The organism is Methylolobus aquaticus, assembly GCF_054172105.1.
In genome coordinates, this window is sequence record NZ_JBSYXP010000017.1 from 26671 (window position 1) to 48591 (window position 21921).

18 protein-coding genes and 1 pseudogene are annotated in these 21921 nt (G+C 64.6%); 6 read left to right on the forward strand and 13 right to left on the reverse strand.

Annotated elements, in window-relative coordinates; genetic code table 11:
* Positions 1-12: 12 nt before the first annotated feature.
* Complete coding sequence (locus ACW73L_RS18650) at positions 13-1500, reverse strand: Ni/Fe hydrogenase subunit alpha (RefSeq protein ID WP_498924085.1); 1488 nt, start codon at positions 1498-1500, stop codon at positions 13-15.
* Between the two features lie 197 nt (positions 1501-1697).
* Between ACW73L_RS18650 and ACW73L_RS18655 the strand changes: the two genes are divergently transcribed.
* Positions 1698-1922, forward strand: coding sequence for an acetyltransferase (locus ACW73L_RS18655; RefSeq protein WP_498924086.1), 225 nt, complete (start codon positions 1698-1700; stop codon positions 1920-1922).
* A 122-nt stretch (positions 1923-2044) separates the two neighbouring features.
* Here ACW73L_RS18655 and mazG read toward each other — a convergent pair whose 3' ends face one another.
* The 5 genes from mazG to ACW73L_RS18680 all read right to left on the reverse strand — a co-directional run bounded on the left by mazG (position 2045) and on the right by ACW73L_RS18680 (position 6301).
* Positions 2045-2836: a nucleoside triphosphate pyrophosphohydrolase gene (gene mazG, locus ACW73L_RS18660; RefSeq protein ID WP_498924087.1), complete on the reverse strand. Its 792-nt coding sequence runs from the start codon at positions 2834-2836 to the stop codon at positions 2045-2047.
* Positions 2837-2848: 12 nt separating this feature from the next.
* Positions 2849-3781, reverse strand: coding sequence for a carbohydrate kinase family protein (locus ACW73L_RS18665; protein WP_498924088.1), 933 nt, complete (start codon positions 3779-3781; stop codon positions 2849-2851).
* Between the two features lie 10 nt (positions 3782-3791).
* Positions 3792-4154 (reverse strand): diacylglycerol kinase, encoded by a 363-nt coding sequence (locus ACW73L_RS18670; RefSeq protein ID WP_498924089.1) that lies wholly within the window; start codon positions 4152-4154, stop codon positions 3792-3794.
* A 380-nt stretch (positions 4155-4534) separates the two neighbouring features.
* Positions 4535-4924 carry a glycine cleavage system protein GcvH gene (gene gcvH / locus ACW73L_RS18675; RefSeq protein ID WP_498924090.1) on the reverse strand — a complete coding sequence of 130 codons (390 nt, stop codon included), beginning with the start codon at positions 4922-4924 and terminating at the stop codon, positions 4535-4537.
* A gap of 102 nt (positions 4925-5026) precedes the next feature.
* Positions 5027-6301, reverse strand: coding sequence for a D-alanyl-D-alanine carboxypeptidase/D-alanyl-D-alanine-endopeptidase (locus ACW73L_RS18680; RefSeq protein ID WP_498924091.1), 1275 nt, complete (start codon positions 6299-6301; stop codon positions 5027-5029).
* Between the two features lie 235 nt (positions 6302-6536).
* On the opposite strand from ACW73L_RS18680, the gene ACW73L_RS18685 reads away from it, so the two are divergent.
* Positions 6537-8072, forward strand: coding sequence for a hypothetical protein (locus ACW73L_RS18685; protein WP_498924092.1), 1536 nt, complete (start codon positions 6537-6539; stop codon positions 8070-8072).
* A gap of 46 nt (positions 8073-8118) precedes the next feature.
* Positions 8119-10284, forward strand: a complete 2166-nt coding sequence (locus ACW73L_RS18690) for an alpha-amylase family glycosyl hydrolase (protein ID WP_498924093.1) — start codon at positions 8119-8121, stop codon at positions 10282-10284.
* A 28-nt stretch (positions 10285-10312) separates the two neighbouring features.
* Here ACW73L_RS18690 and ACW73L_RS18695 read toward each other — a convergent pair whose 3' ends face one another.
* Genes ACW73L_RS18695 through ACW73L_RS18715 form a run of 5 tightly spaced genes read right to left on the reverse strand, consistent with a single transcriptional unit; the run spans position 10313 to position 14377 of the window.
* Complete coding sequence (locus ACW73L_RS18695) at positions 10313-10627, reverse strand: YfhL family 4Fe-4S dicluster ferredoxin (RefSeq protein WP_498924094.1); 315 nt, start codon at positions 10625-10627, stop codon at positions 10313-10315.
* 4 nt (positions 10628-10631) lie between these two features.
* On the reverse strand, positions 10632-11135 hold the full coding sequence (gene coaD, locus ACW73L_RS18700; protein ID WP_498924095.1) for a pantetheine-phosphate adenylyltransferase: 504 nt from the start codon (positions 11133-11135) through the stop codon (positions 10632-10634).
* A gap of 6 nt (positions 11136-11141) precedes the next feature.
* Positions 11142-11699, reverse strand: coding sequence for a 16S rRNA (guanine(966)-N(2))-methyltransferase RsmD (gene rsmD / locus ACW73L_RS18705; RefSeq protein ID WP_498924096.1), 558 nt, complete (start codon positions 11697-11699; stop codon positions 11142-11144).
* Positions 11689-13008, reverse strand: coding sequence for a M16 family metallopeptidase (locus tag ACW73L_RS18710; RefSeq protein WP_498924097.1), 1320 nt, complete (start codon positions 13006-13008; stop codon positions 11689-11691). The genes rsmD and ACW73L_RS18710 overlap by 11 nt, the downstream gene beginning before the upstream one ends.
* Entirely contained in the window at positions 12998-14377 is a 1380-nt protein-coding gene (locus tag ACW73L_RS18715; RefSeq protein ID WP_498924098.1) for a M16 family metallopeptidase, read from the reverse strand. Before ACW73L_RS18715 ends, ACW73L_RS18710 begins: the two co-directional genes overlap by 11 nt.
* Before the next feature lie 90 nt (positions 14378-14467).
* Between ACW73L_RS18715 and cyoE the strand changes: the two are divergent.
* From cyoE to ACW73L_RS18730, 3 genes and pseudogenes are all read left to right on the forward strand, one after another.
* Positions 14468-15358 (forward strand): annotated as a pseudogene (gene cyoE / locus ACW73L_RS18720) (heme o synthase); the annotation flags it as partial.
* 218 nt (positions 15359-15576) lie between these two features.
* Entirely contained in the window at positions 15577-17073 is a 1497-nt protein-coding gene (locus ACW73L_RS18725) for a PQQ-dependent sugar dehydrogenase (RefSeq protein WP_498924099.1), read from the forward strand.
* 185 nt (positions 17074-17258) lie between these two features.
* On the forward strand, positions 17259-17573 hold the full coding sequence (locus tag ACW73L_RS18730) for a c-type cytochrome (protein WP_498924100.1): 315 nt from the start codon (positions 17259-17261) through the stop codon (positions 17571-17573).
* Positions 17574-17685: 112 nt separating this feature from the next.
* On the opposite strand, the gene ACW73L_RS18735 is transcribed toward ACW73L_RS18730, so the two are convergent.
* On the reverse strand, positions 17686-20799 hold the full coding sequence (locus ACW73L_RS18735; RefSeq protein WP_498924101.1) for an efflux RND transporter permease subunit: 3114 nt from the start codon (positions 20797-20799) through the stop codon (positions 17686-17688).
* Positions 20799-21884: an efflux RND transporter periplasmic adaptor subunit gene (locus ACW73L_RS18740; protein ID WP_498924102.1), complete on the reverse strand. Its 1086-nt coding sequence runs from the start codon at positions 21882-21884 to the stop codon at positions 20799-20801. Before ACW73L_RS18740 ends, ACW73L_RS18735 begins: the two co-directional genes overlap by 1 nt.
* Between the last annotated feature and the right edge of the window lie 37 nt (positions 21885-21921).

The window sequence follows — 21921 nt, forward strand, 5'->3', positions numbered from 1 at the left end:
AGGGGCGGCGCGTCAGGCGCGCTGGATGGCGCCGCTGGAATCCTTGGTCAGGCAGTCCACGGGTGTACCGGTCGCGTCAATCAGTTCGATCTGCAGCGGCATCTTGCCGAGCGCGTGGGTCGCGCAGGACAGGCACGGGTCATAGGCGCGGATCGCGACTTCGATATTGTTCAGCAAGCCTTCGGTCAACTCCCGGCCATCGAAATAGCGGTCCGCCACCGAACGGATCGACTCGTTCATGGCCTGGTTGTTGTTGGTGGTCGAGACGATCAGGTTGGCCTTGACGACCAGGTCGTCGTCATTGATCCGGTAGTGATGGAACAGGGTGCCGCGCGGGGCCTCGATGACACCCACGCCCTCGGACCGCCGCTCGCCCTTGGTCACGAGGTCGGTGCCGAGGATCTCGGGGTCGAGCAGCAGGTTCTTGATCTCCTCGGCCGAATGCAGCGCTTCGATCATGCGCGCCCAGTGGAAGGCCAGGGAACCGTGCACCGGCGAGCCGGCGCCGTAGGCGAGGAAAGCCTGTCGGGCTTCTTCGGCGAGCGGCGTCGAGATGAAATCGCAGTTGTTGACGCGCGCCAGCGGGCCGACCCGGTACCAGCCGTCCTGCTTGCCGAGTGAGACGATGTACGGGAACTTCATGTAGGACCAGGGTCTGACTTCCTCGCGCAGATAGTCCGTGTAGTTCCGATAGTCGACGTGATCGAAGATCGTGTTGCCGAACTGATCGCGGGCGCGGAGCCCGCCGTGATACAGCTCCAGAGCGCCGTCGGCCCGCGACAGGCTCATGAAGTTGGTCCGGATGAACGCGAAATGCTGGTGGTACTCCTCCGACGACAGGAAGACCCCCTTGATCAAATCGACCGCTTTCTGCGCCCAGTTGGTCACGGCGTCGATGTCTTCCAGCAGGTAATCGCGATCGGCGACGCTCAACGGCTTGTTCATGCCGCCCGGTATCGCGGCGCTGCCGTGGACGCGTTTGCCGGAGATCATCCGGATGACTTCCTGACCGTATTTGCGCATTCGCACGCCTTCCAGCCCGACCTCGGGGTAGGCTTGTAGCACGGCGACGATGTTGCGGCGCGCCGCGTCGCTCTCGAAGCCGAACAGCAGATCGGGGGTCGCCAGGTGGAAGAAATGCAGGGCGTGGGATTGCAGTGTCTGACCCAGGTGCATCAGGCGCCGCAGCTTCTCCGCGGTCGGGGTGAGCTGATCGACGCCGACGAGTTGGTCGACTGCCTTGGCGGCAGCCAGATGGTGGCTGACCGGACAGATGCCGCAGAGGCGCTGCACGAGTACCGGCAGCTCCCAGTAGGGCCGGCCCTGGATGAAGCGCTCGAAGCCACGGAATTCGACGATATGCAGCCGCGCCTGCTCGACGCGGTTCTGCTCGTTCATCAGCAGTGTGACCTTGCCGTGGCCCTCGACGCGCGTGACCGGATCGATCACGACGCGGCGAAGATTCTCCGGGTTTTGCGCGGTTTCAAGATGTTCGTACATGGTGGGATTCCCGATTCTGGCAGCGGTGTTCCGCCGGCTCTGCAACTATTGTCGCATCTTGTAGGTGAATGCGGCTCGGATGTAAAGTGGATCGAGGTTGACAGTGAATTCCGCACCGCTCCTGTGCGCTCACGTCAACCCGGGACCCCGATCGCCAAGGGGCCCAACAAGAACGTTTAGCCAAGAGGATCGACGCCATGTACCTGAAACGCAAAAGCGATGGTCATCTGATCGAAGTCCTCGGACTGGTCGATCTGTTCAATCCGACGCATCCGCATGTCGTCGGGCGACTCCACTACGGCGAGGAAATTCAGGACGCCGAGAAATTTCCCAAGGGCGACCTGCTGTTCCCCTCCGGCGAGACGCTGCCCCGCTGCTGGGTCGACGTCCACTATCGAGACAAGGAACTGCGGCATTCCTAGGGCATGACCCCCATGTCGCGTAAGGCGGTAACGGCCGGGACTCCAGCCCCCGATTTCTCTTCAGGGCTGCGCAGCCCCGGCCGCCGGGTGCGTGCGGATGCAGTGCGGACGATCTCCCGGTCTCAACCTTCCCGGCGCTTCGCCTCATCCCACAGGCCGTCCAGCGTGTCGAGCGAGGCCTCCTCCAGGCTGCGGCCCTGCGCGGCCAGTTGCTCCTCGATGTAGCGAAACCGCCGGGTAAACTTGCGGCTCCCCGATTTCAACGCCGTTTCGGCGTCGATGTCGAGCTTCCGGGCGAGATTGACGACGGCGAACAGCAGGTCGCCCACCTCGTCCTTGATCCGCTCCGGATTGGCGTCGGCGTGCGCCTGACGCAATTCTGCCAATTCTTCTTCAACCTTTGCGAACACCGGTTCGGCGTCCGGCCAGTCGAAGCCGTAACGCTCGGCGCGTTGCTGCAGCTTTTGCGCTTCCATCAGCGCCGGGAAGCTGGTCGCGATGCCGTCCAGGATGCTGGCCCTTTCGGCTTCCTTACCTTTTTTTTCGCGTTCGAGGCGCTTCGAGTCTTCCCAGTAGCGCAGGCGCTCGGCATCGTCGGCGAAATCGACGCCCTCGAACACATGAGGATGCCGCCGGACCAGTTTGGCTCCGATAGCGGCCGCAACGGCCTCGAAATCGAACAGGTTCTGTTCCTTGGCGAGTTGGGAATGAAAGACGATCTGTAGCAGCAGGTCGCCCAATTCCTCTCGCAAGTCGTCGAAGTCCTCGCGATGCAGGGCATCGACGACCTCGTAGGCCTCTTCCAGCGTATACGGCGCAAGACTCGAGAAGGTCTGCTCCAGATCCCAGGGGCAACCCCGCTCGGCATCCCGAAGCCGGGCCATGATCTCGAGGAGGCGGCGCGTTTGCTCCATGACCGGTTCGGCTCAGAACTCCATGTCGAAGTTTTCGCGGAAGCGCTCGCGGAAGCCGGTCATCGTCAGGCTGTGGTTCTGGGTCCCGTAGGTCTCGATCTTGATGGCGCCCATCAGTGAGGCGACACGCCCCGTGATTTCCCAATCGAGCCCTTCGAGCAGACCAAAAATCAATCCAGCGCGGTAGGCGTCGCCGCATCCGGTGGGATCGAGCACATCTTTGGGCTGCGCGCTGGGAATCTGCAGCACCGAGCCGCCGGTATAGATCAGCGAGCCGCTGGCGCCCTTCGTGACAATAAGCGCATCGACGCGCGCCGCGATCTGTTCCGGTGTCAGCCCGGTGCGGTCCTGCATCAGTTCCGCTTCGTAGTCGTTCACCGTGACCCACTGCGCCGAATCGATGAATTCGAGCAGTTCTTTGCCATCGAACATGGGCATGCCCTGGCCAGGATCGAAGATGAACGGGATGCCGGCGGCAGCGAATTGCGCCGCATGTTGCAGCATGCCGTCCTTGCCGTCGGGGGCGACGATGCCGAGGCGGATTCCCTTGTCGGTAGGGATCGTATTCAGGTGCGAGTGCGACATCGCGCCGGGATGGAACGCCGTGATCTGGTTGTCATCCATGTCGGTCGTGATGTACGCCTGCGCGGTGTAGGTGTCTTCGACGACGCGGATGTAGGTCTGGTCGATGCCGCAGTACGACAGCCATTGTGTGTAGGGCTGGAAGTCCTTGCCGACCGTCGCCATCGGCAGCGGGTGGGCGCCAAGCAGTTTGAGGTTGTAGGCGATATTGCCGGCGCAGCCCCCGTATTCGCGGCGCATTTGCGGGACCAGGAATGACACGTTCAGGATGTGGACCTGCTCCGGCAGGATGTGGTTCTTGAACCGGTCCTGAAAGACCATGATGGTGTCGTAGGCCATCGACCCACAGATGATCGCCGTCATTTGCAATTCCTCAATCGAGCAGAATCAGCAGCCAGACCACGCTGGCCAAAGCCAGCGAGGTTAACACGGCGGCCGAGCCGATGTCTTTAGCGCGCGCGGACAGTTCGTGACGATCGAAGCTGATCCGGTCGACGGTCACCTCGACCGCGGTATTCAGCAATTCGACGATGATCACGATGAACAGAACGCCGACCAGCAGGCTGCGTTCGATGCCGTCCTGGCCCAGCCATAGACCGAGGGGTACCCCGACGAGAAACAGCAGGCATTCCTGGCGAAACGCCTCCTCGTGCTGCCAGGTGGCCTTGAACCCGGCCATGGAATTGAAGAATGCCGCGTACATCCGCGCGATGCCCCGCAGGTTTTGTCCCGCCATCGTTCGCTGTCCTGGAAGAGTGAAGAATCGGAGAAGAGCCCGACGCGTCTGCGCCGGCCGAAGCGTTCCGGGATGGCCGGATGGCAGGCGTCAGCGTTAACTTTTCACGTCCCCGTCGCGGGAGCGGGCCGGGAGGTCGAGACACGCCGTGAATCCGTCCCTGGAGGCTCGACTGCCGGTTCCCTCCCGCAGACGGTCTTTCCCTCCCGGCCCGCTCCCACTAAGAGCAAAGGCTGGGTGAATAGTTACGCGTCAGCGGCCGTGGCTAGCCGGCGGCCGCGCCGAGCGGACATTCGTTCCGACGAGAATAACGGGGCCTGATTGCAAGCGTGTGACGGTAGCCCGCGCGCGGGAGAGCACGGGGGGCGGGGAGAGCGCTGTCAGGCAGCGCCTTCGGCCAGTGCCTGGTAACCCGCGGCATCCAGCAGTGCGTCCAGTTCGGCGGTGTCCGTGCATTTGACGCTGAACAACCACGCGCCATAAGCGTCCTGATTGATCTGTTCCGGCGCATCGCCGAGGGCGGCATTGACGGCGACGATCTCGCCGCTAACCGGACTGTAGATATCGGAGGCGGCCTTGACCGACTCGACGACCGCGCACGCCTCTCCGGCGCGCACCTGGCGACCGACCTCGGGGAGTTCGACGTAGACGACGTCGCCGAGCTGCTCCTGGGCGTGGTCGGAGATGCCGACCTTGGCGGCGTCGGGCTCGCTGGCCTGCACCCACTCGTGAGTCTTGGCATATTTCAGATCGGACGGAATCGTGCTCATTGGGTGAATCCTCAGCGTGTGTTCGTCGGTTCGTGAAGTGTGTCCGCGGCCACGCGCCGGCGCCGCCGCAGAAGATGGCCGGATGATAGCAGAGGCGTGGAATCAGCAGGATGCGCCGGCGCAGACCTGCGACAAGTCTTCCGAATGCGCCAGCGCGTCGGCCACGCGGTGCCGGAAGTCGGGTGCCACTGGCTGGTTGATCATCAGGCTGAAGGGCTCCCAGCGACCATGGCGATGGACGAAGCCGGCATAGCAGCTGACGCCGGTCAGCGTACCGGTCTTCGCCAGCACATCGGCGCCGTGTTCGGGCAGCAAGCTGCGATAAGGGGCGAAGGCCTTCACCGCCTGCAGCAGTTGATGCGCGCTCAGTTGGTTTTCGCGCGACAAACCGGCGCCGTCCTCGATATGGAATCCGTGCCAACCGAAGCTGCGCTGTGCCCATGCAGCGGCGTAGGACTGTGCCCCAGCCATGCTGACGGGCCGTCCGTCACCCCGGTCGCCCAGCAGCAGGAACAGATCGTTGGCGATGAAATTGTTCGAATACTTCAGCATGGCCGACAGCACGGCGCGGAGATCCCGGCTGTTGTGATGCCGATGGACGCGCTCGGCCCCGGTCGGCAACGGGCCGTTGCGCAGTCCGCTGCCGACCTCGATGCCGGCTTCGGTCAGTTTGGCGGCCAGCAATTCGCCGAAGTAGCGCACGCCGAGTTCACGGTCCTTCAGGTTGATGCGGCTTTCCTTGGGTGCCAGCTGGCTGACCAGGCTCCGAGCCAGCGGCGTCAAGGGAGTCTGCGGTTCCGCGCTGTGCAGTTCACCGCCGGCGCGCACGACATTAACGGTGTTGAAGTTGGCCGCCAGGGCGGTTACCGGCGCGTCGTAGGGATTGTTGCTGGCCGAGCGGCCGCTAATCTCCACATCCGGGCCGAAGAACCCGTCGTCGGTGCCTATGCCGGCCACCGAGCGGATCCCATGCTGTTTCAGCGCGGCGACGATGGCTTCCAGTTCCTGTGATACCAGGTAGGGATCGCCATACCCTTTGACCCAAAGCCAGCCGTCCTGGCTGCGGTAGAAATCCGTGTGGAAACGGTGGTCCAGCCCCCAGCGCTGGATGGACGCCAGTGCAGTCAGGATCTTCATCGTCGACGCCGGAATCATCGGCCGTTCTGACTGGTGGGCAATCACCGTCCGCCCACCGTCTTCGGCCACCAGGCTCGCCTTCGGCATGGCCACTGCGGTGCGCAGGGTTTCCGTCGTCGCGGCGACGGCAGCAGGGACGAAGAACAGCGACGTCAGTGCCAGAGCGGGTGACAGGAAGCGTTGTGCGGACACTCGCGCCGACCGGCAGAGATGGCTGAGGGCGTTCGGGTTCCGGGTCATCGTGGGTTCCGGGAAACTGTGGGCGGGATTGAACTGGACGGACCATCGGGGTCCGTACGGCTTCAGTTCCGCTCGCGGGTTGGGCGGCGCCGACCGCAGCCCGTGGAGCGTTGAAGGGCTCGCCTATCGCGCGGCGATGGGCCATGATACCGGCTCCATGATTTATCGGCAAAATGGGCCGTTTCCTGGCGAGTCGACCCGTCTTGCGCCGCTAGCGAACAACAAGGAGAAGACCGTGAACAAGCCGTTATGGCTGACCCTCCTGATCGGCTGGGGAACTGCCTGGGGCGGCGTCCCGGCGACGCCCGTGATGACATTTTACAAATTCAATGGCCCGCTCGACGTGCCCTATTACGACGCGGACAGCGTGGGCCGCGATGGGGCGGGGCTGCCGGCCGGCCGGCTCGCGCAGGGTTCGTCGGTCATCCCGTGCCTGGTCATGCGGGGCGGGCAGCCGCTGACCGATGCCAAAGGGACGCCTTACGTCGGCTTCGATGTCGTCGTCGATGCGCGAACTGCGACAGCGGCCGCCACGGACCGTTTCAAGAGCACGGTGGCGCAGCGCCGCGCGATGACCGTCGAGAACCATCACTGCGCGCCGGGTATGGACCGCGTCATCGACGTGCGTAATCTCTATCCGCTGGACAAGGCGCCGTACTTCGATCCCCCGCCGGCCCGGCTGCCACCAGCGAGTACCACGGCGGGGCGCAGTCAACTGGACCAGATCGTCCGGGCGTTTCACAACTCCCCCGACTGCCGGGACGCCAATGCGGAGCTGATGGGGCGCCGCTACGCCCTGCAGCGTTCGTGGGAGGTGTTCGCTCAGGGTAACCGTGGACGCTGGCCAGCCTCGGCAATCGAACTGGCTAAGCATCTGGACTACACGATGCGCACGGCGATCTTCGAAGGGCACCTGGACCGAGGTTGCAACGCCTATGGCGGCTGCGAGCGCAACATCATCGCGCTGTCGATCCGCAACCGTGGCCGGGAGTCGTGCTCGCGTGGCCAGGGTTGCCGCAGCCCCGGCGATTTCCAGGGGGTTTCATCCGACGTATCGCAGTACAACATCTGGGACGAGTACCTGACCCAGGTGTCGGGTCTGACCAGCTGCTTCCTGCGTGACGATCTGGCGCCCGGCAGGGCGCCGCCCGGCGCAGAGCGCTATGCCAAGCTGCAGGGGATGTACGAGCAGAACGTCGGCGATATCGAACGGATCCTGTTCGGCACCGATGCGGATCTGGAAGCCGTCTTTCCGGACAATGCGCTGAGCGCACTGAGGAGTGTCAAGCACTACTACCATGCGCCCGCGATGGGCAAGTGTTTTCCGCGGCACGATCGCATGGAGTACATCTCGGGCGCGGTCGCGAACCGGGGGGCGAATTTCATTTTGTTGGCCAACACCCGTATCCATGTGGACGAACGCGCCGGCTCAGGCTACTACTTCCGCGACTTCGTGCTGGACGCCCAGGAGGAAGAGGACGTCATCGATCTGGTCGACCGCTACCCCGGCTTCGTCGTCGACGGACGCAAGGTCGATCTGAAACCGTCCGCGGGCTGTCCGCCTTACGGCATACCCCGCGGCTGCAGCTTCGGCGGCGGCGTGGGGCGTTACCGCAAGACGCCGTCCTGGCTGGACGAGGGACGACCGATCGAAATCACCTGCCGTCTGAAGGATCGGGGGGCAAGCTGCCAGGGCAGCGGAACGCCGGCGACGGCGCGGGTCGGTGGCCTTTGCGACACGCAGATGCGGCCGGTCGCGGGTGTCCGGTAGACTGGCCGAACGCGAAAACTTGAACGGAACAGCAGGAGACGTCGGCATGGGCGGCTTTACCGTCTACTTCGAGAGGCCCGCCGCGTGGGCGGAAACGGTCCACGTCCATTTCTGGAACGACGCCACCGGCTCGGTGCATACGGTCTGGCCGGGACTGCCGATGCAGCGGCACGACGGACGCTGGTTCGTCCATCGGTTCACCGAGCCCGTCACCCATCTCGTGTTCAATGACGGTCACGGGCGCCAGACTGCGGATCTGCACCGGTCCCGGGACGGCTGGCTGACGGCCGATCAGCGCTGGCACGACCGGGAGCCTGCTGCCGGCACGGCACCGGCTGCGGTGACTCAGGCCAGGCCAAGCCACGCCCGAGCCGTGCCGGCTTCCTTAAGGCCCGTCTCCGAGCGCACGGACTTCCGCGAAGAGACGATCTACTTCCTGCTGACCACCCGCTTCAACGACGGCGATCCCGGCAACAACTTCTTCTGCCGCGACCGCATCAAGTTCAATGCCACGACCGGGCAGCCGGAGGACCCGCACTGGCGCGGTGACTTCAAGGGGCTGATCGAGCGGCTGGACTACATCCGCGACCTCGGTTTCACGGCCATCTGGATCACGCCGCCGGTCGAAAACCGTTCCGGTCTGGATTACCACGGCTACCACGCCTATGACTGGACGCGGATCGATCCGCGGCTGGAATCGCCCGGCGCGACCTATCAGGATCTGATCGACGCGGCGCATGCCAAGGGCATCAAGGTCATCCAGGATGTCGTGGTCAACCATTCCTGCCAGTGGGGCATACGCGGGCAGGTCCACATCGACCATCTGCCGATCAAGTACTACGTGCCGCAGGGCTCGGAGTCCGGCCGCGTCGACAATGGGCCTTATCGCGGGCATCTCGGCAATTACGCCTGGCCGAATGGCGACGACATCGACAATCCGGTCGCACCCGACTGGTACCGGGAAAGGCATGCCACCGATCCGCAGGGTATCGAGCCGCTGGTGGACCCGAGAACCGGCGAGACCGTGCCCAAGCCTGGCTACAACCCGTGCCGCTTCTTCGGCATCGATGCCAACACGCTCGATCCCGACTGGTATCACCAGGAGGGGTTTATCAGCGGGGGCGACTGGGAGAGCGCCCACCCGCTGCAGCACAAGCATCTGGCCGGCGACTGCATCGATCTGGCGACCGGGCGGCAGAACGTCAAGGATTACGTGATCGGCGCGATCAACCGTTATCTCGACATGGGGGTCGATGCGCTGCGCATCGACACGGTCAAGCACATCGAGCGGGACAACCTGCTCGAATACGTGAACGCCTGGAAGGCGCACAAGCCGGGGCTGTTCGTGTTCGGCGAGAACCTCGTCAAGGGCTACGGCTGGGGCGATCTCGGCGGCGGCGACAACGGACCGTCGGAGATCCGGCCCTGGTGGTACACGCGCCTCGGCCACGATCCGCGAAATCCGCTGTCAGGCGGCGATTCCGGCTTTCCGCAGCTCGATTTCGGCCTGTTTTCGACCTTTCGCGATACCGTCAGCAAGGGTACCTATGGGGGCACCGCGCAGATCCTGACCATGGACTGGATCTACGGCGACGTCACGCAGATGGTGACCTTCCTGCAGAACCACGACGTTGGGCCGGACAACGACTTCAAATACCGCTTTAAGGGCGAGCAATGGATGGCCGCGGCCGCCTACAACCTGATCTGGACCGCGCGCGGCATTCCCTGCCTGTACTACGGTGAAGAGATCGAGTTCATGAAGGGCGCACCGCAGGACGTCTCGGAAGCCAACGACACGTTGGACCGGACCGGGCGCGCGTATTTCGGGGATCATCTGACCGACGATCGCCTGGCCGAGACGCAGTCACATCCGCTGTACCGGCATATCCAGCGGCTGAACCGGATCCGGCAGGCCGTCCCGGCGCTGCAGAAGGCGCGGATGACCCAGGTTGCGGAGTGGGGCAGCGGCATGAGCTTCGTACGGGACTATGCCGAGGGCGGCAGCTATGCCGTGGTAGGCCTGGCGATCGGCAGCGACCAGAGCATACACGTCGGCGGCGTCCGGCCGGGCCTCTACCGCGATGCCGTCACCGGGGCGGAAAGCCACGCGCCTGACGGCACGCTCTCCTTCCACGTGCGCGCCAATTCGGCAGGCATTTACGTGTTGGACGGGCCGGGGAAAATTGGTGAGGACGGGCCTTACCTGCACTGAAGGCCGTAGGGTGATGCTGGCGGTGTCTCTATCCGAATGGAACGCGCATGGGGTCAGCAGTTCCTGATTCAGCCAGGACGGATGCGGTCTGCACGGCATTTTCGGCCAAGCGACGATACTTTCGTTCCAGCGCCTCCCGGTCCTCGACGCGGTCCGGATCCAACGTGATGCAATCCACCGGGCAGACTTCCATGCACTGCGGTTTGTCGAAATGGCCGACGCACTCGGTGCACTTGTCAGGGTCGATCACGTAGATCTCCGGTCCCTCGGAAATCGCGCCATTGGGGCACTCGGGCTCGCAGACATCGCAGTTGATGCAGGCGTCGTGAATGATCAGCGCCATGGAATCAGCAGGTGGTGGTGGATGAGGGGTGTTGGAAAACGCGGGCCAGCGCGATCCGTACCGGGTCCGGTACGAAGCCGGAGACGTCACCCCCCAGCTTGGCGATCTCCCGGATGACCGAGGACGACACGAAGGCGTACTTCTCGGCCGGGGTCAGGAACAGGGTTTCGATCTCGGGGCCCAGGTAACGGTTCATGCCGGCGAGCTGGAACTCGAACTCGAAGTCCGACACCGCGCGCAGGCCGCGCAGGATCACGTTGGCGCCGTGGGTGCGCGCGCATTCGACCAGCAGGTTGTCGAAGCTAATCACATCGACGTTAGACAGTTCCGCAACGGACTCGCGGGCCAGCGCCAGCCGCTCCGCCACCGTGAACAGCGGGCCCTTCGCCTTGCTCTCGGCAATGGCCAGAATCACGCGGTCGAAGATCCGACTGGCTCGAGCGAGCAGATCGATGTGTCCGTTCGTGATCGGGTCGAAGGTGCCCGGATAGATCGCGGTATTCTTCATGCCATGTCATTGCACGCTGCGCTGGCATAGATGGTAGCCGACGTCGCCGGACTTCTGGCTGCGCAGCACCTGCCAGGAGCCGGATACCGTTTCGATCGGCAATTCGGCTTCGGCTTCCAGATAAATCCAGGCCCGCTCGGCCAGCCACCCACGCGTTTCGAGCAGCCGGCAGCAGCGGATCAGATGTCCGCGCCGATAGGGCGGGTCGAGAAAGACGATGTCGAAGGGGCTTCCGGATCCCGCAAGGAAACGGGTGGCTTCGGCCTGTATGATCTCGACCTGCGTCGCGCCCAGAGCGGCGCAGCTTTGTCGCAGGGCGGCACAGACCCGCGCCTCGCGTTCCACGGTCACGATGCGCGCGGCGCCGCGCGAGGCCGCTTCGAATCCCAGCGCACCGCTGCCGGCGTAGAGATCCAGGCAGCGGGACCCTTCGATTTCACCCTGCAGCCAGTTGAACAGCGTTTCGCGGACCCGGTCGGGCGTGGGACGCAGCTGATCGGCCGAAGGAAAACGAATCCGGCGGCTCCGCCACTGGCCGGCGATGATGCGGACTTCATTGCTCACGCTGACCGGCGCCGACCACGATCGTTTGCAGCGCGTCCGGGCGGATGCGCGCCTGGAATACCCTCTGGATGTCGGCCTTGGTGACGGCCTCGACGCGCGGGATGTAGGTGTTCAGCCAATCCAGCGGCAGGTCATAGAATGCAATCGACGCGATTTGCTCGGTGAGCTTGCTGTTGCTGTCAAGCTTCAGCACATAGCCGCCGGTGATGTTTTTCTTGGAGGCCGTCAGCTCCTCGTCGGTCGGTCCCTTCGCGATGAAGTCGCGCAAGGTTTGCTGCAGCACCTCGATGGCCTGCGCGGCCTGGTCGTTGCGGGTCTGAAGGCCCATCATGAACGGACCCGATTGTCGAAACGGGAAGAAATAGCTGTAGGCGCTGTAGGACAGGCCCCGCTTCTCGCGGATCTCCTTGACCACGCGCGAGGCGAAGCCGCTGCCGCCCAGGATATGGTTGCCGACGTATAGGGGGAAGAAGTCGGGATCGCCCATACGCATGCCGATCTGACCGGCAAAGACGTGCGTCTGCTCGGACGCAAAGTTTCGGCGTACCGTCTTCCCAGTGGGTGCGGGTTCGACGGGCGCTAGGGTCGGCGGGACGTTGCCTTCCGGCATGCTGCCGACCAGTTCGTCGGCAATCCCCTCGGCCTGCGACCATTTCAGGTCGCCCACGATGATGACGCGAGCGTTGCGCGCGACGTAGTGTTGTTTGAAGAATCCGACCAGATCCTCGCGCGTGAGCTTCGCAACCGTGTCGGCATTGCCTTCTTTCGGGTGCGCGTAGGGGTGGTTGCCGTACAGCGTTTCGAAGAACAGGATGCCGCCGACGTCGTCCGGGCCTTCCTCGCGCTGCTGGATTGCCAGCAGCGTTCGCTTCTTGTCGCGCTCGAAATCCTGCTCGGCAAAGCGCGGCTGGAGCAGGATCGCCTTGGTCACCGCGAGCGCGGTGCGCAGCAGCTCGGGCTGGGTCAGACTGCGCAGGGAAACCGAAGCCGAGTCGCGTGACGCCCCGGTGCTCAGGATGGCGCCCACGCCTTCGAGCCGCTGGGCGATCGCATCGGCATCCAGGTCGGCGGCACCGCTGTCGAGCAGCGTCGAGGTCAGGGTTGCCAGGCCAAACTTGTCGCCATCACGCGCGCTGCCGGCGTCGAACAGTACACGGATGTCGACCAGCGGCAGGCCCTCGGTCTGTGCGAAATAGACTCTCGCGCCGTTCGTCGTGACCCAGGTCTTGATTTCCGGTACGGCCTGAGCGGCGCCGCAGGCCAGCGCCCAGCACAGCGCGAGGGACAGTCGAAAAATCTTAGCGTACATGGTGGCCTCCATTGCCCGTGCTCTCGTCGCTGACGTGGGCGCCCTCCGGCAAGGGCTGCGGGTCGAGGTGGGCCACCGTGGAATGGTCTTCCGTCAGGTATTTGCGCGCGACCTGCTGGATTTGCTCGGGCGTGACCTGGCCGATCCGGTCGACATACTCGTCGACGACCTTCCAGCTGAGCCCCACGGTTTCGGCGAGCCCCAATTGCATGGCCTGGTAAAAGATCGAGTCGCGCTGATAGATCTTGCTGGCCATGACCTGAGCCTTGACGCGGGCCAATTCGTCGGCAGTCACGGGCTCATCCCGCAGTTGCGCCACTTCCCGATAGAAAGCGGTTTCGAGTTCGGCCAGCGATTTGCCCTCGACCGGTGTGCCTTCCAGCGTAAACAGCGTGCTCATGCGCGAATATAAGTCGTAGCCGGCGCTGGCCGAGGCGGCGAGTTGTTGTCCGCGGATCAGTCGGGACGAAAAACGGGCGCTGTTGCCGCCGTCCAGGATGCCCGCGGCGACTTCGAGCGCGTAGGCTTCGGAAGGGTCGGCCAGGGTCTTCAGTGCGGGCACCTTGTAGCCGAGCACCAGATACGGCAGCTTGGCCGGGATCTTGGCGGTCATCCGGCGCTGCCCGAACTGCTCGACTTCGGCGCGGGACTTCAGCGGGGGCAGTTGACTCGCTTTCAGCGGACCGAAGTGGCGCTTGACGAGTTCGAAGGTCGCCTTCGGGTCGACGTCGCCGACGACGACCAGCGTGGCATTGTTCGGCGCGTACCAGAGCCCGTACCACGCGTTGAGGTCAGCGACCGTCAGCCCGGCGATGTCGTCGGGCCAGCCGATCACCGGATTCTGGTAGGGACTGTTGGTGAAGGCCACGGCCTGGAAGTGCTCTTCCATTTTCGCGTGGGGCTGGTCATCGGTGCGCATGCGCCGCTCTTCGATGACGACCTGCTGTTCCTTGGTGAATTCAGTCGGCGAAAGCTGCAGGTTGCGCATCCGGTCGGCTTCGAGCTCGAAGCTGACCGGCAGCCGGGAGCGCTCCAGGGTCTGGAAGTAGGCTGTATAGTCCTGACCGGTAAAAGCGTTTTCACTCCCCCCGTTTGCTGCAATAATACGGGAAAACTCACCAGCCGGATGTTTCTTCGTCCCCTTGAACATCATGTGTTCGAGCATGTGCGAAACCCCGGTGATCCCGCCGTATTCGTAACTCGATCCGACCTTGTACCAGACCTGCGAAACCGCCACGGGAGCGCGGTGGTCCTCCTGAATCAGGACCTTGAGGCCGTTGTCGAGGCGAAACTCGTGAACCTTCGTTTCGGCCCCGTGAACAGCGATCGGTATGGCCGCGAACCACAGCGCAATTCGGGACAGCGACATTGATGACTTCTCCACTTCGAATGACCTCCCCGCGAGACCCGGTGCCGGCGGTCGGCCGCCCGCATTGTAACCCAAGGGCCTGACGAAGCCATGGCACTCGAAAGTACGGGCGGGGTCGCCCGGCCGCTACCGTGGAGGGCTTACCTTGGCGTCTGCAAGCTGAAGGTGGTGGGGCACATCGTATTCACCGCAGTGATCGGCATGTTTCTGGCCGTGCCCGGCTTTCCGCCGCTCTCCGCACTGATCTGGGGCTCGCTGGGCATCGGGCTGGCCGCGGCTTCGGCGGCGGCGCTGAACCATGTGCTCGACCGTGAGGCCGACGCCGAGATGAAGCGGACCCAGAACCGGCCGTTGCCCACGGGCCAGTTGTCGCCGCGCAAGGTCGTCGTCTTCGCGATCGTGCTGGGCGTGCTGTCGATGCTGATCCTGTTCGGGCTGGTCAACTCGCTGACCGCGGTACTGACGCTGTTGTCCCTGATCGGCTATGCGGTCATCTACACTGTCTACCTGAAGCGGGCCACGCCGCAGAACATCGTGATCGGCGGCGCGGCCGGCGCGGCACCCCCGGTGTTGGGCTGGTGCGCGGTCACGGCCAACATCCACCCGTATTCCCTGCTGCTTTTCCTGCTGATCTTCATCTGGACCCCGCCGCACTTCTGGGCGTATGCGATCGCCAAGAAGGACGACTACGCGAAGGTCAACATCCCGATGCTGCCGGTCACGCACGGCGTCGAGGTCACCCAGTTGCACGTACTGCTCTACACGGTCCTGCTGCTGATCGTCAGCCTGCTGCCGTATCTGACCGGCATGTCGGGCTGGTTGTACCTGCTGGCGGCGCTGGGGTTCGGCCTCGTCTTCCTGTACCACGCGTTCCGCCTCAAGCGGTCGCCCACGGCGAAGGTGGCCATGGCCACCTTCGGTTACTCGCTGGTCTATCTGGTGGGTATCTTCAGCGCCTTGTTGATCGATCACTACGTCGTGCCGGATCGCTTCCATGTGGTGCCGGTCCACGAATCACCCAGCCTGTCCCAATCGTCGCCGCCAGGCGTCTGATCGCAAGGATGGGCTTGTCGGCCCGATCCAGGACGGCCGGTGCGCCGACCGTCGCCACTCGCACCGAGATGCGATTGGTCAATTCAGAGTAATGCGCGTAGCCTCCCGGCAGGTGGAGATCAGCCTCCCGGCCGGAGGTGCTACCCATGATCATGCTCAAACGCCTGTTTGTCCCGCTCCTGATCGGCGCGGGCGTCTTTATTCCGGACTTGCGGGCCGCCGAGGTGTTCTCGGCCAAGCGGGTCATCAACCAGCTCGATACGCTGCCCCAGACCGCGCGCTATCGCCTGGAATATCCGTTCGAGCTCGTTTACGGCCCCGACGATTTCCTGTACGTCACCGAGAGAATCGGTCGCGTCTCCCGCGTCAACCCGGCGACCGGTGCACGCCGTGTGTTGCTGACCATTCCCGATGTCGCTCTGACCCTCAAGCGCAACCCGGCAGGAACGGTGACCCAGGTCGGTCAGGACGGACTGATGGGGCTGGCGCTGCACCCCCAGTTCCGGCAGGGTGTCGGGCAGGATTTCATCTTTCTGGCCTACGTCTACGATAACGATCCCGGCCCCGTCGTCGACCGCCGGGCGCGCATCGTGCGCTACTGGTATTCGGGTGGCACGGCGCCCAGCTTGCGCAACCCGAAGGTGGTGCTGCAGGGACTTCCGGCCAACAGCGATCACAGTTCCGGGCGTCTGGTGTTCGGGCCCGATGCCAAGCTCTACTACACGGTCGGAGACCTGGGCGGCAACCAGTTCGAGAACAAATGCCATGGCGTCCGCTCGCAAACCACGCCCACGGCCGCCCAGATCGCGGCCGGAGACTACGCCGATTACAGCGGGAAGATTCTGCGCATCAACCAGAACGGTTCGGTGCCGGCCAATAACCCGGTGTTCCAGGGCGTGCGCTCGCACGTATACAGGATCGGTCACCGCAACGCCCAGGGTCTGGCATTCCAGACCGCACCGGTCGACGGGTATCCAGCGCCGGTTGCGGGCGGCAAGCTGTACAGCAGCGAGCACGGGCCGCGGGTGGATGACGAGATCAACCTGATCCGGGCGGGACGCAACTACGGCTGGCCGCGGATTTCTGGTTTTGCTGAGGACGGGAGCTACACGTATTACAACTACTCATCAACCGGGTCGGCCTGCAACCCGGCCTGGGACGACAACATCGATCCGGCGGGGCTGGGTATTACCGGACAGCCTGAAACGGGCGTGTTGTTGCCCAACTTCCAGCCTCCGCTCCGTTCGCTGTATCCCGATTGCGCGAGCAGCGCGATCAGTGTGTGCGATCTGACCCAGTCCCGCTCGCTGTATTGGCCCACGATTGCGCCGTCGAGCATCGACTTCTATGGTGGTTCGACGATCCCGGACTGGAGCAATTCGCTGCTGGTGCCGACGCTGAAGAACGGAAGCCTCTATCGCTTCAAGCTGAACGCAACGAACGACGGCATCGTCGGAGACGGTATTCCTTATTTCGTCGACGTGAACCGCTACCGCGATGTAGCCATCAGCAGGACGGGCGATCGGCTGTATCTGTTGACCGATACCATCGGTGCGACCTCGGGGCCAACGGGAGGAGGCAGCAGCAGCGCACTGAACGATCCCGGATCCATACTGGAGTTCACGTATCTCGGGGGGCTGTGAGGGAACGCTCCCGGTCGCGCGCCGGTCCGGGCAGTCGAGGCACCCGGGTCGCCGGGGCAGTGACCCGGAGCGTGCCGGTTGCGCTTTGCCTCGCCCGGACGTTCTGGTACAAAGGGCGCGGCACGGACGTTGTTCTTCGCCCGTGTGCCAGACCTGAAGAATACCGAAACAGAGGAGTGAGTGCTGTGTCCAGATTTCTGCTGTCTATCGTTGGTGCCGCCGCCCTGGTGTTGACTTACGGAACGGCGTCGGCGGGCGATGCCGCGGCCGGCAAGGCCAAATATGCGACCTGCGCGGGTTGTCATGGCGAGAACGGCGTCAGCAAGATGCCGAACGCTCCGTCGCTGGCCGGGAAGGACGAGGCCTACATCAAGGAAGCGCTCAACGCGTACAAGACCGGTGCGAAAGACAACGCCACGATGAAGGCGATGGCCGGCGCACTGAGCGATGCGGACGTCGACAACGTCGCCGCGTACGTGGCCAGCTTCTCCAAGCCCTGATCCTCCGTTCGCAAGCATGCCGCGGAGCCGCCTCGAGCGGCTACGCGGTTTGAGTTCATGCCCCGCTCTTGCCGCCTACCCCCGATGCCGTTCGTTCCGGCATGGTTGGCGGTCAGTCCTCCGTCAACAGGCCCCCGTTCGGGTCGAAGTGTCCCCAGCGGCGCAGCACGGTCGGCAGAACCAGCAGGTTCAGTAGCGTCGACGACACCAGGCCACCGACGATGATCGAAGCCATCGGTCCCATGATCTCCCGCCCGGGATTGTCGCTGGCGATGGCGATCGGCAGCATCGCCAGGGCCGTCACCAGAGCTGTCATCAAGATCGAGGGCAGCCGCTCCTGAGCGCCGCGCAGTGCCGTGGCGGCGTCCCAGGGCAGCCCTTCGACCCCGACCAGATGACGATAATGCGAGATCAGCATGATCGAGTTGCGTACGGTGATCCCGAACAGGGTCACGAAGCCGATCATGCTGCCGACCGACAGCGTCCCCCCGGTCAGATAGGCCGCGGCGATACCGCCGGCCAACGCAAACGGCAGGTTCAGCAGCGTGATCGCGACATGCCTAACGCTGCCGATCGAGATGTACACCAGCAGCAGCACGCCAAGGCCTGCCAGCAACGAGTGCGCCAGCAGTTCGCGTCGCGCGGCCGCCTGTTCGACCGCCGAACCGGTGAATTCGGGATAGGTGTCCGGCGGGAAGCGGAGTTCGGACAGCACGCGGTCGCGCAGTTCGGTCACGAAGGACTGCGCGTCGCGGCCCTGGACGGCGCAGGTGACCGTCTGTACCCGCTGCGCGCTCTGATGCAGAACATTGTACCGGCCACCGTTCTCGCGGACTTCGGCCACCTGGCGCAAGGGGATCAGTGTCCCGTCGGCCGTGGACAGCGGTAGCTCCCGCAAATCCTCGAGGCGGCTGCGCTTGCCCGGAGCCAGGATGGTCGTGATGTCGTAGGCGCGGGCCCCCTCGAAAAAGCGCCCCACGGTCGTGCCGGCAAAGGCCGTCTGCAGGGCGTCCAGCACTTCCTTGGGCTGTAGGCCCACGCTTGCCAGTTGGTCCGGATGCAACTGCACCTCGGCCAACGGGGTGCCGGGTTGGGACCGCAGCTGCACATCCACCGCTCCGGGAATGGAACCGATCAGTGCGGCGAGCTCTCGCGCCTTGTCATCGAGCTGCGAGAGTTCGGTGCCGTAGAGGTTGACGACGACCGGTGCGGTATAGCCGCTGATGGTTTCGTCGATCCGTTCGGTCAGAAAGCTGTTCGCCTCGAACACGATACCGGGAAAGTCAGCCAGCACGGCGCGGAGTCCCTCCAGGATCGTCTGCTGACGGGCCCCGGACGCGCGAACCTCGGGGTTCAGCCGCACTTCGTATTCGCTGTAATGCGTGCCGTAGGTGTCGGCACCGCGTTCCGCCCGGCCCGCCCATTGCGAGGTCGACTCCACGCCCGGCAACGAGCGGAAGCGTTCGGTCAGTCGGCTGCCGATCCGGATCGACTCGGCCAGTGCCGTGCCGGGCAGGCTGGCCGTGTGCACAATGTAATGGCCTTCGCGCAGTTTCGGCAGGAACTCGCCGCCGAAGCCCGGGGTCAGTGCCAGCAGGCCGACGCAGGCCGCCAGGCTGCCGAGTGCGGTGGCTTTCGGATGGAGCATGACCCGGCCGAGGAGGCGGCGATAAAGCGACTGCAGGGCCCGCATCAAGGGGGGAGGGCGGCGATCGAGCCGCTCCGGGTCCAGCAACAGGTAACACAGCGCCGGAGTGACGGTCAGGGCCGTCAGCAGCGACATCAGCACGGCCAGGATGTAGGTGTAGCCCAGCGGGGCGAACAGCCGGCCGGCGACGCCGCCAAAGGTCAGCAGCGGCACGAAGACCAGGGCGATGATGAAGCTGGCATAGACTACGGAACTGCGCACTTCGAGCGAAGCGCGGTAGACGACCTGCCAGGTGGGCAGTGGGGAGGATGTCTGCCGATTCTCCCTAAGCCGGCGAAAGATGTTCTCGGTGTCGATGATCGCGTCGTCGACCACCTCGCCGAGGGCGATCGTCAGTCCGCCGAGCACCATGATGTTGAGATTGATGCCGGCATCGAGCAGCACCGTCACGGCGCTCAGCAGCGACAGCGGGATGGCCAGCGCGGCGATGGCGGCGGCGCGGAGGTCGAACAGGAAGGTGCCCAAAACCGCGATCACCAGCACGGCACCGATCGCCAGATGCCCCGCCAGATTGCTGACCGAACGTTGTATGTAGTCGGCGGGCCGGAACAGCCGCGGGTGCAATGCAATGCCCTGCCGGGCCAGCATCGGCTCGAACTCCGCCAGTACGGCGTCGACCAGCCCCGAGACCCGCAGGGTGTTCGCCCCGTGCTGACCGATGACCATCATCAGGACCGCCGGCGTCTCGCCGATCTGGGCCGCGCTGAAACGCGGCTTGGGGGCTGCGTTGACCTTGGCGATGTCGCCCAGGGTGACGTTGCCCTGCGGGCTGCGCAGCAGCACGATGTGGGCGAGCGAGCGAATCACGTCGGCGCCCGAAGACAGTTGCAAGCTGAGCCGCTGATTGGTGTTCTCGACGAAGCCCAGCCCGACCGGCGAGGCGGCCTGGCGCGCGCTGCGCTCGAGTCCGTTGATGCCGATCCCGTAGCGCCACAGCTTGTCCGGATCGACCTGGATTTGCAGTTGCCGCTGCTCGGCCCCGAAGACGTTGACATCGGCGACGCCTGGCACCGCGAGCAGCCGCGGTGCCAGGGTCCATTGCACGAGGTCCGAAAGTTCCATCAACGGCCGGGTGGCCGAGGTCAGCCCGAGTGTCATGATGGTCGCCGACGAGGACGACAGCGGCACCAGGATCGGCGGGCCGGCGCCTGCGGGCAACTGTCCGGTTACCGTGGCGAGACGTTCGCCGACCAACTGCCGGTTGCGGTACAGGTCGGTCCGGTCATCGAAGACCGCGACAATCACCGAAAGCCCCTGGATCGATTCGGAGCGAAGGTGCCGCAAGCCGACCAGTCCGGCCAGGGCGCGCTCGACCGGGAAGGTCACGAGGTTCTCGACCAGTTCCGCGGCGAGACCGGGCGCCTCGGTCTGGACCACGATCCGTTTGCCGGCGAATTCGGGAAAGATGTCGAGACTGCTCAGCGTGATCCGGTACAGGCCATAGAGCGAGAACAACAGCGCCAGCGCGATCACGAGGCCGCGCCTTCGGACGGCGAAGCGGACGATGGCGTCGAGCACTAATCGTCGTCCTCGCGGGGGATCTGACGCTGCATTTCCTCGGACAACAACAGTTGCCCGCCGACCGTCACGATGTGCTCACCTCCCTGGAAGCCCGTGCGCACGAACCAGTCGCTGCCGTATTCGACGGCGTCGCGCAGCGGTCGGCGCTCGAAGGTGCCCGGCCGGATTTCCACGTAAACCCAGGCCGAGCCGCCATGCCACAGCACCGCCGCGGCCGGTATGAAGACGCCGGCGGCCGCGCCGCCGCGGCTGGCGATCCAGGCATCGACGCGCATGCCGGTCCGGAGCCGCAGTGCGTTGACGTGGAAGAAGTAGGTTTCGCCCTGGACGACGCTATCGGTGTTCGGTGCCGGTGCCAGGAAGTCGGCTACGACGGCGTGCTGACGATCCCGATTGCGGGCGACGTAGACCTGGCGGGTGCCGGCCGGCAGTTCCACATTGGCGGGTAACGCGATCAGCAGCAGTGCTTCACGCCGCGTCAGCAGGCGGTTCCACAACTCGGAGTCCTCTTCGATCGCCAGCCGGAACAGCTCGGGGCCCCAGCTATGCAAGGCCTCTTCGCGGATTTCGCCGAGGCGTTGGCGAGTGGTCGCGGAGCGGACCTGCGCCGAGGTCAGCTCTGAGTCGGCACGGACCAGCTCCTTGTTGGCGATGATGGCCTCCTGGTTGAGCTTCGCCAGACGGTCGCGATTTTCACGGGCGAGGATGCTCGACGCTTCGGCGATCTTGAATTCGGACAATGCGGCCCGGTAGCGGGCGCGCAGTTCGAGCAGCGGGCTGAGGTCGACGATCTTGCCCAGCACAGCCATCTCAGGCTGGATCTCGGCGCGCCGCGCGACGATGATTGCGATGCCCGCCGTTCGCCGCTGAGCCTCGGTCAATTGCACGCTTTGCGGGCTTTCCTGCGGGCCGGGGTCGCGGGAGACGGCGGCCGATGGAGTGGCCGACGGGGTTTCGTCGCGGTCGTCGTCGGCCGCCGCGCCCGCCGGGGTCGGCATGCTCGCGGCCAGCGCCAGGCACAGGACGGCGGACGCGAACTCGCCGCGTCGCCGGCGCGGAGCGCTCGTGGCGACGCGGGTCATCCGGGGAAGCGGAGGTTTGCGACAGGTCCCGAGAGCG

Coding starts and splice junctions, on each gene's coding strand:
- ACW73L_RS18650 (WP_498924085.1), bottom strand. CDS start 1,500: ATGTACGAACATCTTGAAACCGCGCAAAACCCGGAGAATCTTCGCCGC.
- ACW73L_RS18655 (WP_498924086.1), top strand. CDS start 1,698: ATGTACCTGAAACGCAAAAGCGATGGTCATCTGATCGAAGTCCTCGGA.
- mazG (WP_498924087.1), bottom strand. CDS start 2,836: ATGGAGCAAACGCGCCGCCTCCTCGAGATCATGGCCCGGCTTCGGGAT.
- ACW73L_RS18665 (WP_498924088.1), bottom strand. CDS start 3,781: ATGACGGCGATCATCTGTGGGTCGATGGCCTACGACACCATCATGGTC.
- ACW73L_RS18670 (WP_498924089.1), bottom strand. CDS start 4,154: ATGGCGGGACAAAACCTGCGGGGCATCGCGCGGATGTACGCGGCATTC.
- gcvH (WP_498924090.1), bottom strand. CDS start 4,924: ATGAGCACGATTCCGTCCGATCTGAAATATGCCAAGACTCACGAGTGG.
- ACW73L_RS18680 (WP_498924091.1), bottom strand. CDS start 6,301: ATGACCCGGAACCCGAACGCCCTCAGCCATCTCTGCCGGTCGGCGCGA.
- ACW73L_RS18690 (WP_498924093.1), top strand. CDS start 8,119: ATGGGCGGCTTTACCGTCTACTTCGAGAGGCCCGCCGCGTGGGCGGAA.
- ACW73L_RS18695 (WP_498924094.1), bottom strand. CDS start 10,627: ATGGCGCTGATCATTCACGACGCCTGCATCAACTGCGATGTCTGCGAG.
- coaD (WP_498924095.1), bottom strand. CDS start 11,135: ATGAAGAATACCGCGATCTATCCGGGCACCTTCGACCCGATCACGAAC.
- ACW73L_RS18710 (WP_498924097.1), bottom strand. CDS start 13,008: ATGTACGCTAAGATTTTTCGACTGTCCCTCGCGCTGTGCTGGGCGCTG.
- ACW73L_RS18715 (WP_498924098.1), bottom strand. CDS start 14,377: ATGTCGCTGTCCCGAATTGCGCTGTGGTTCGCGGCCATACCGATCGCT.
- ACW73L_RS18725 (WP_498924099.1), top strand. CDS start 15,577: ATGATCATGCTCAAACGCCTGTTTGTCCCGCTCCTGATCGGCGCGGGC.
- ACW73L_RS18740 (WP_498924102.1), bottom strand. CDS start 21,884: ATGACCCGCGTCGCCACGAGCGCTCCGCGCCGGCGACGCGGCGAGTTC.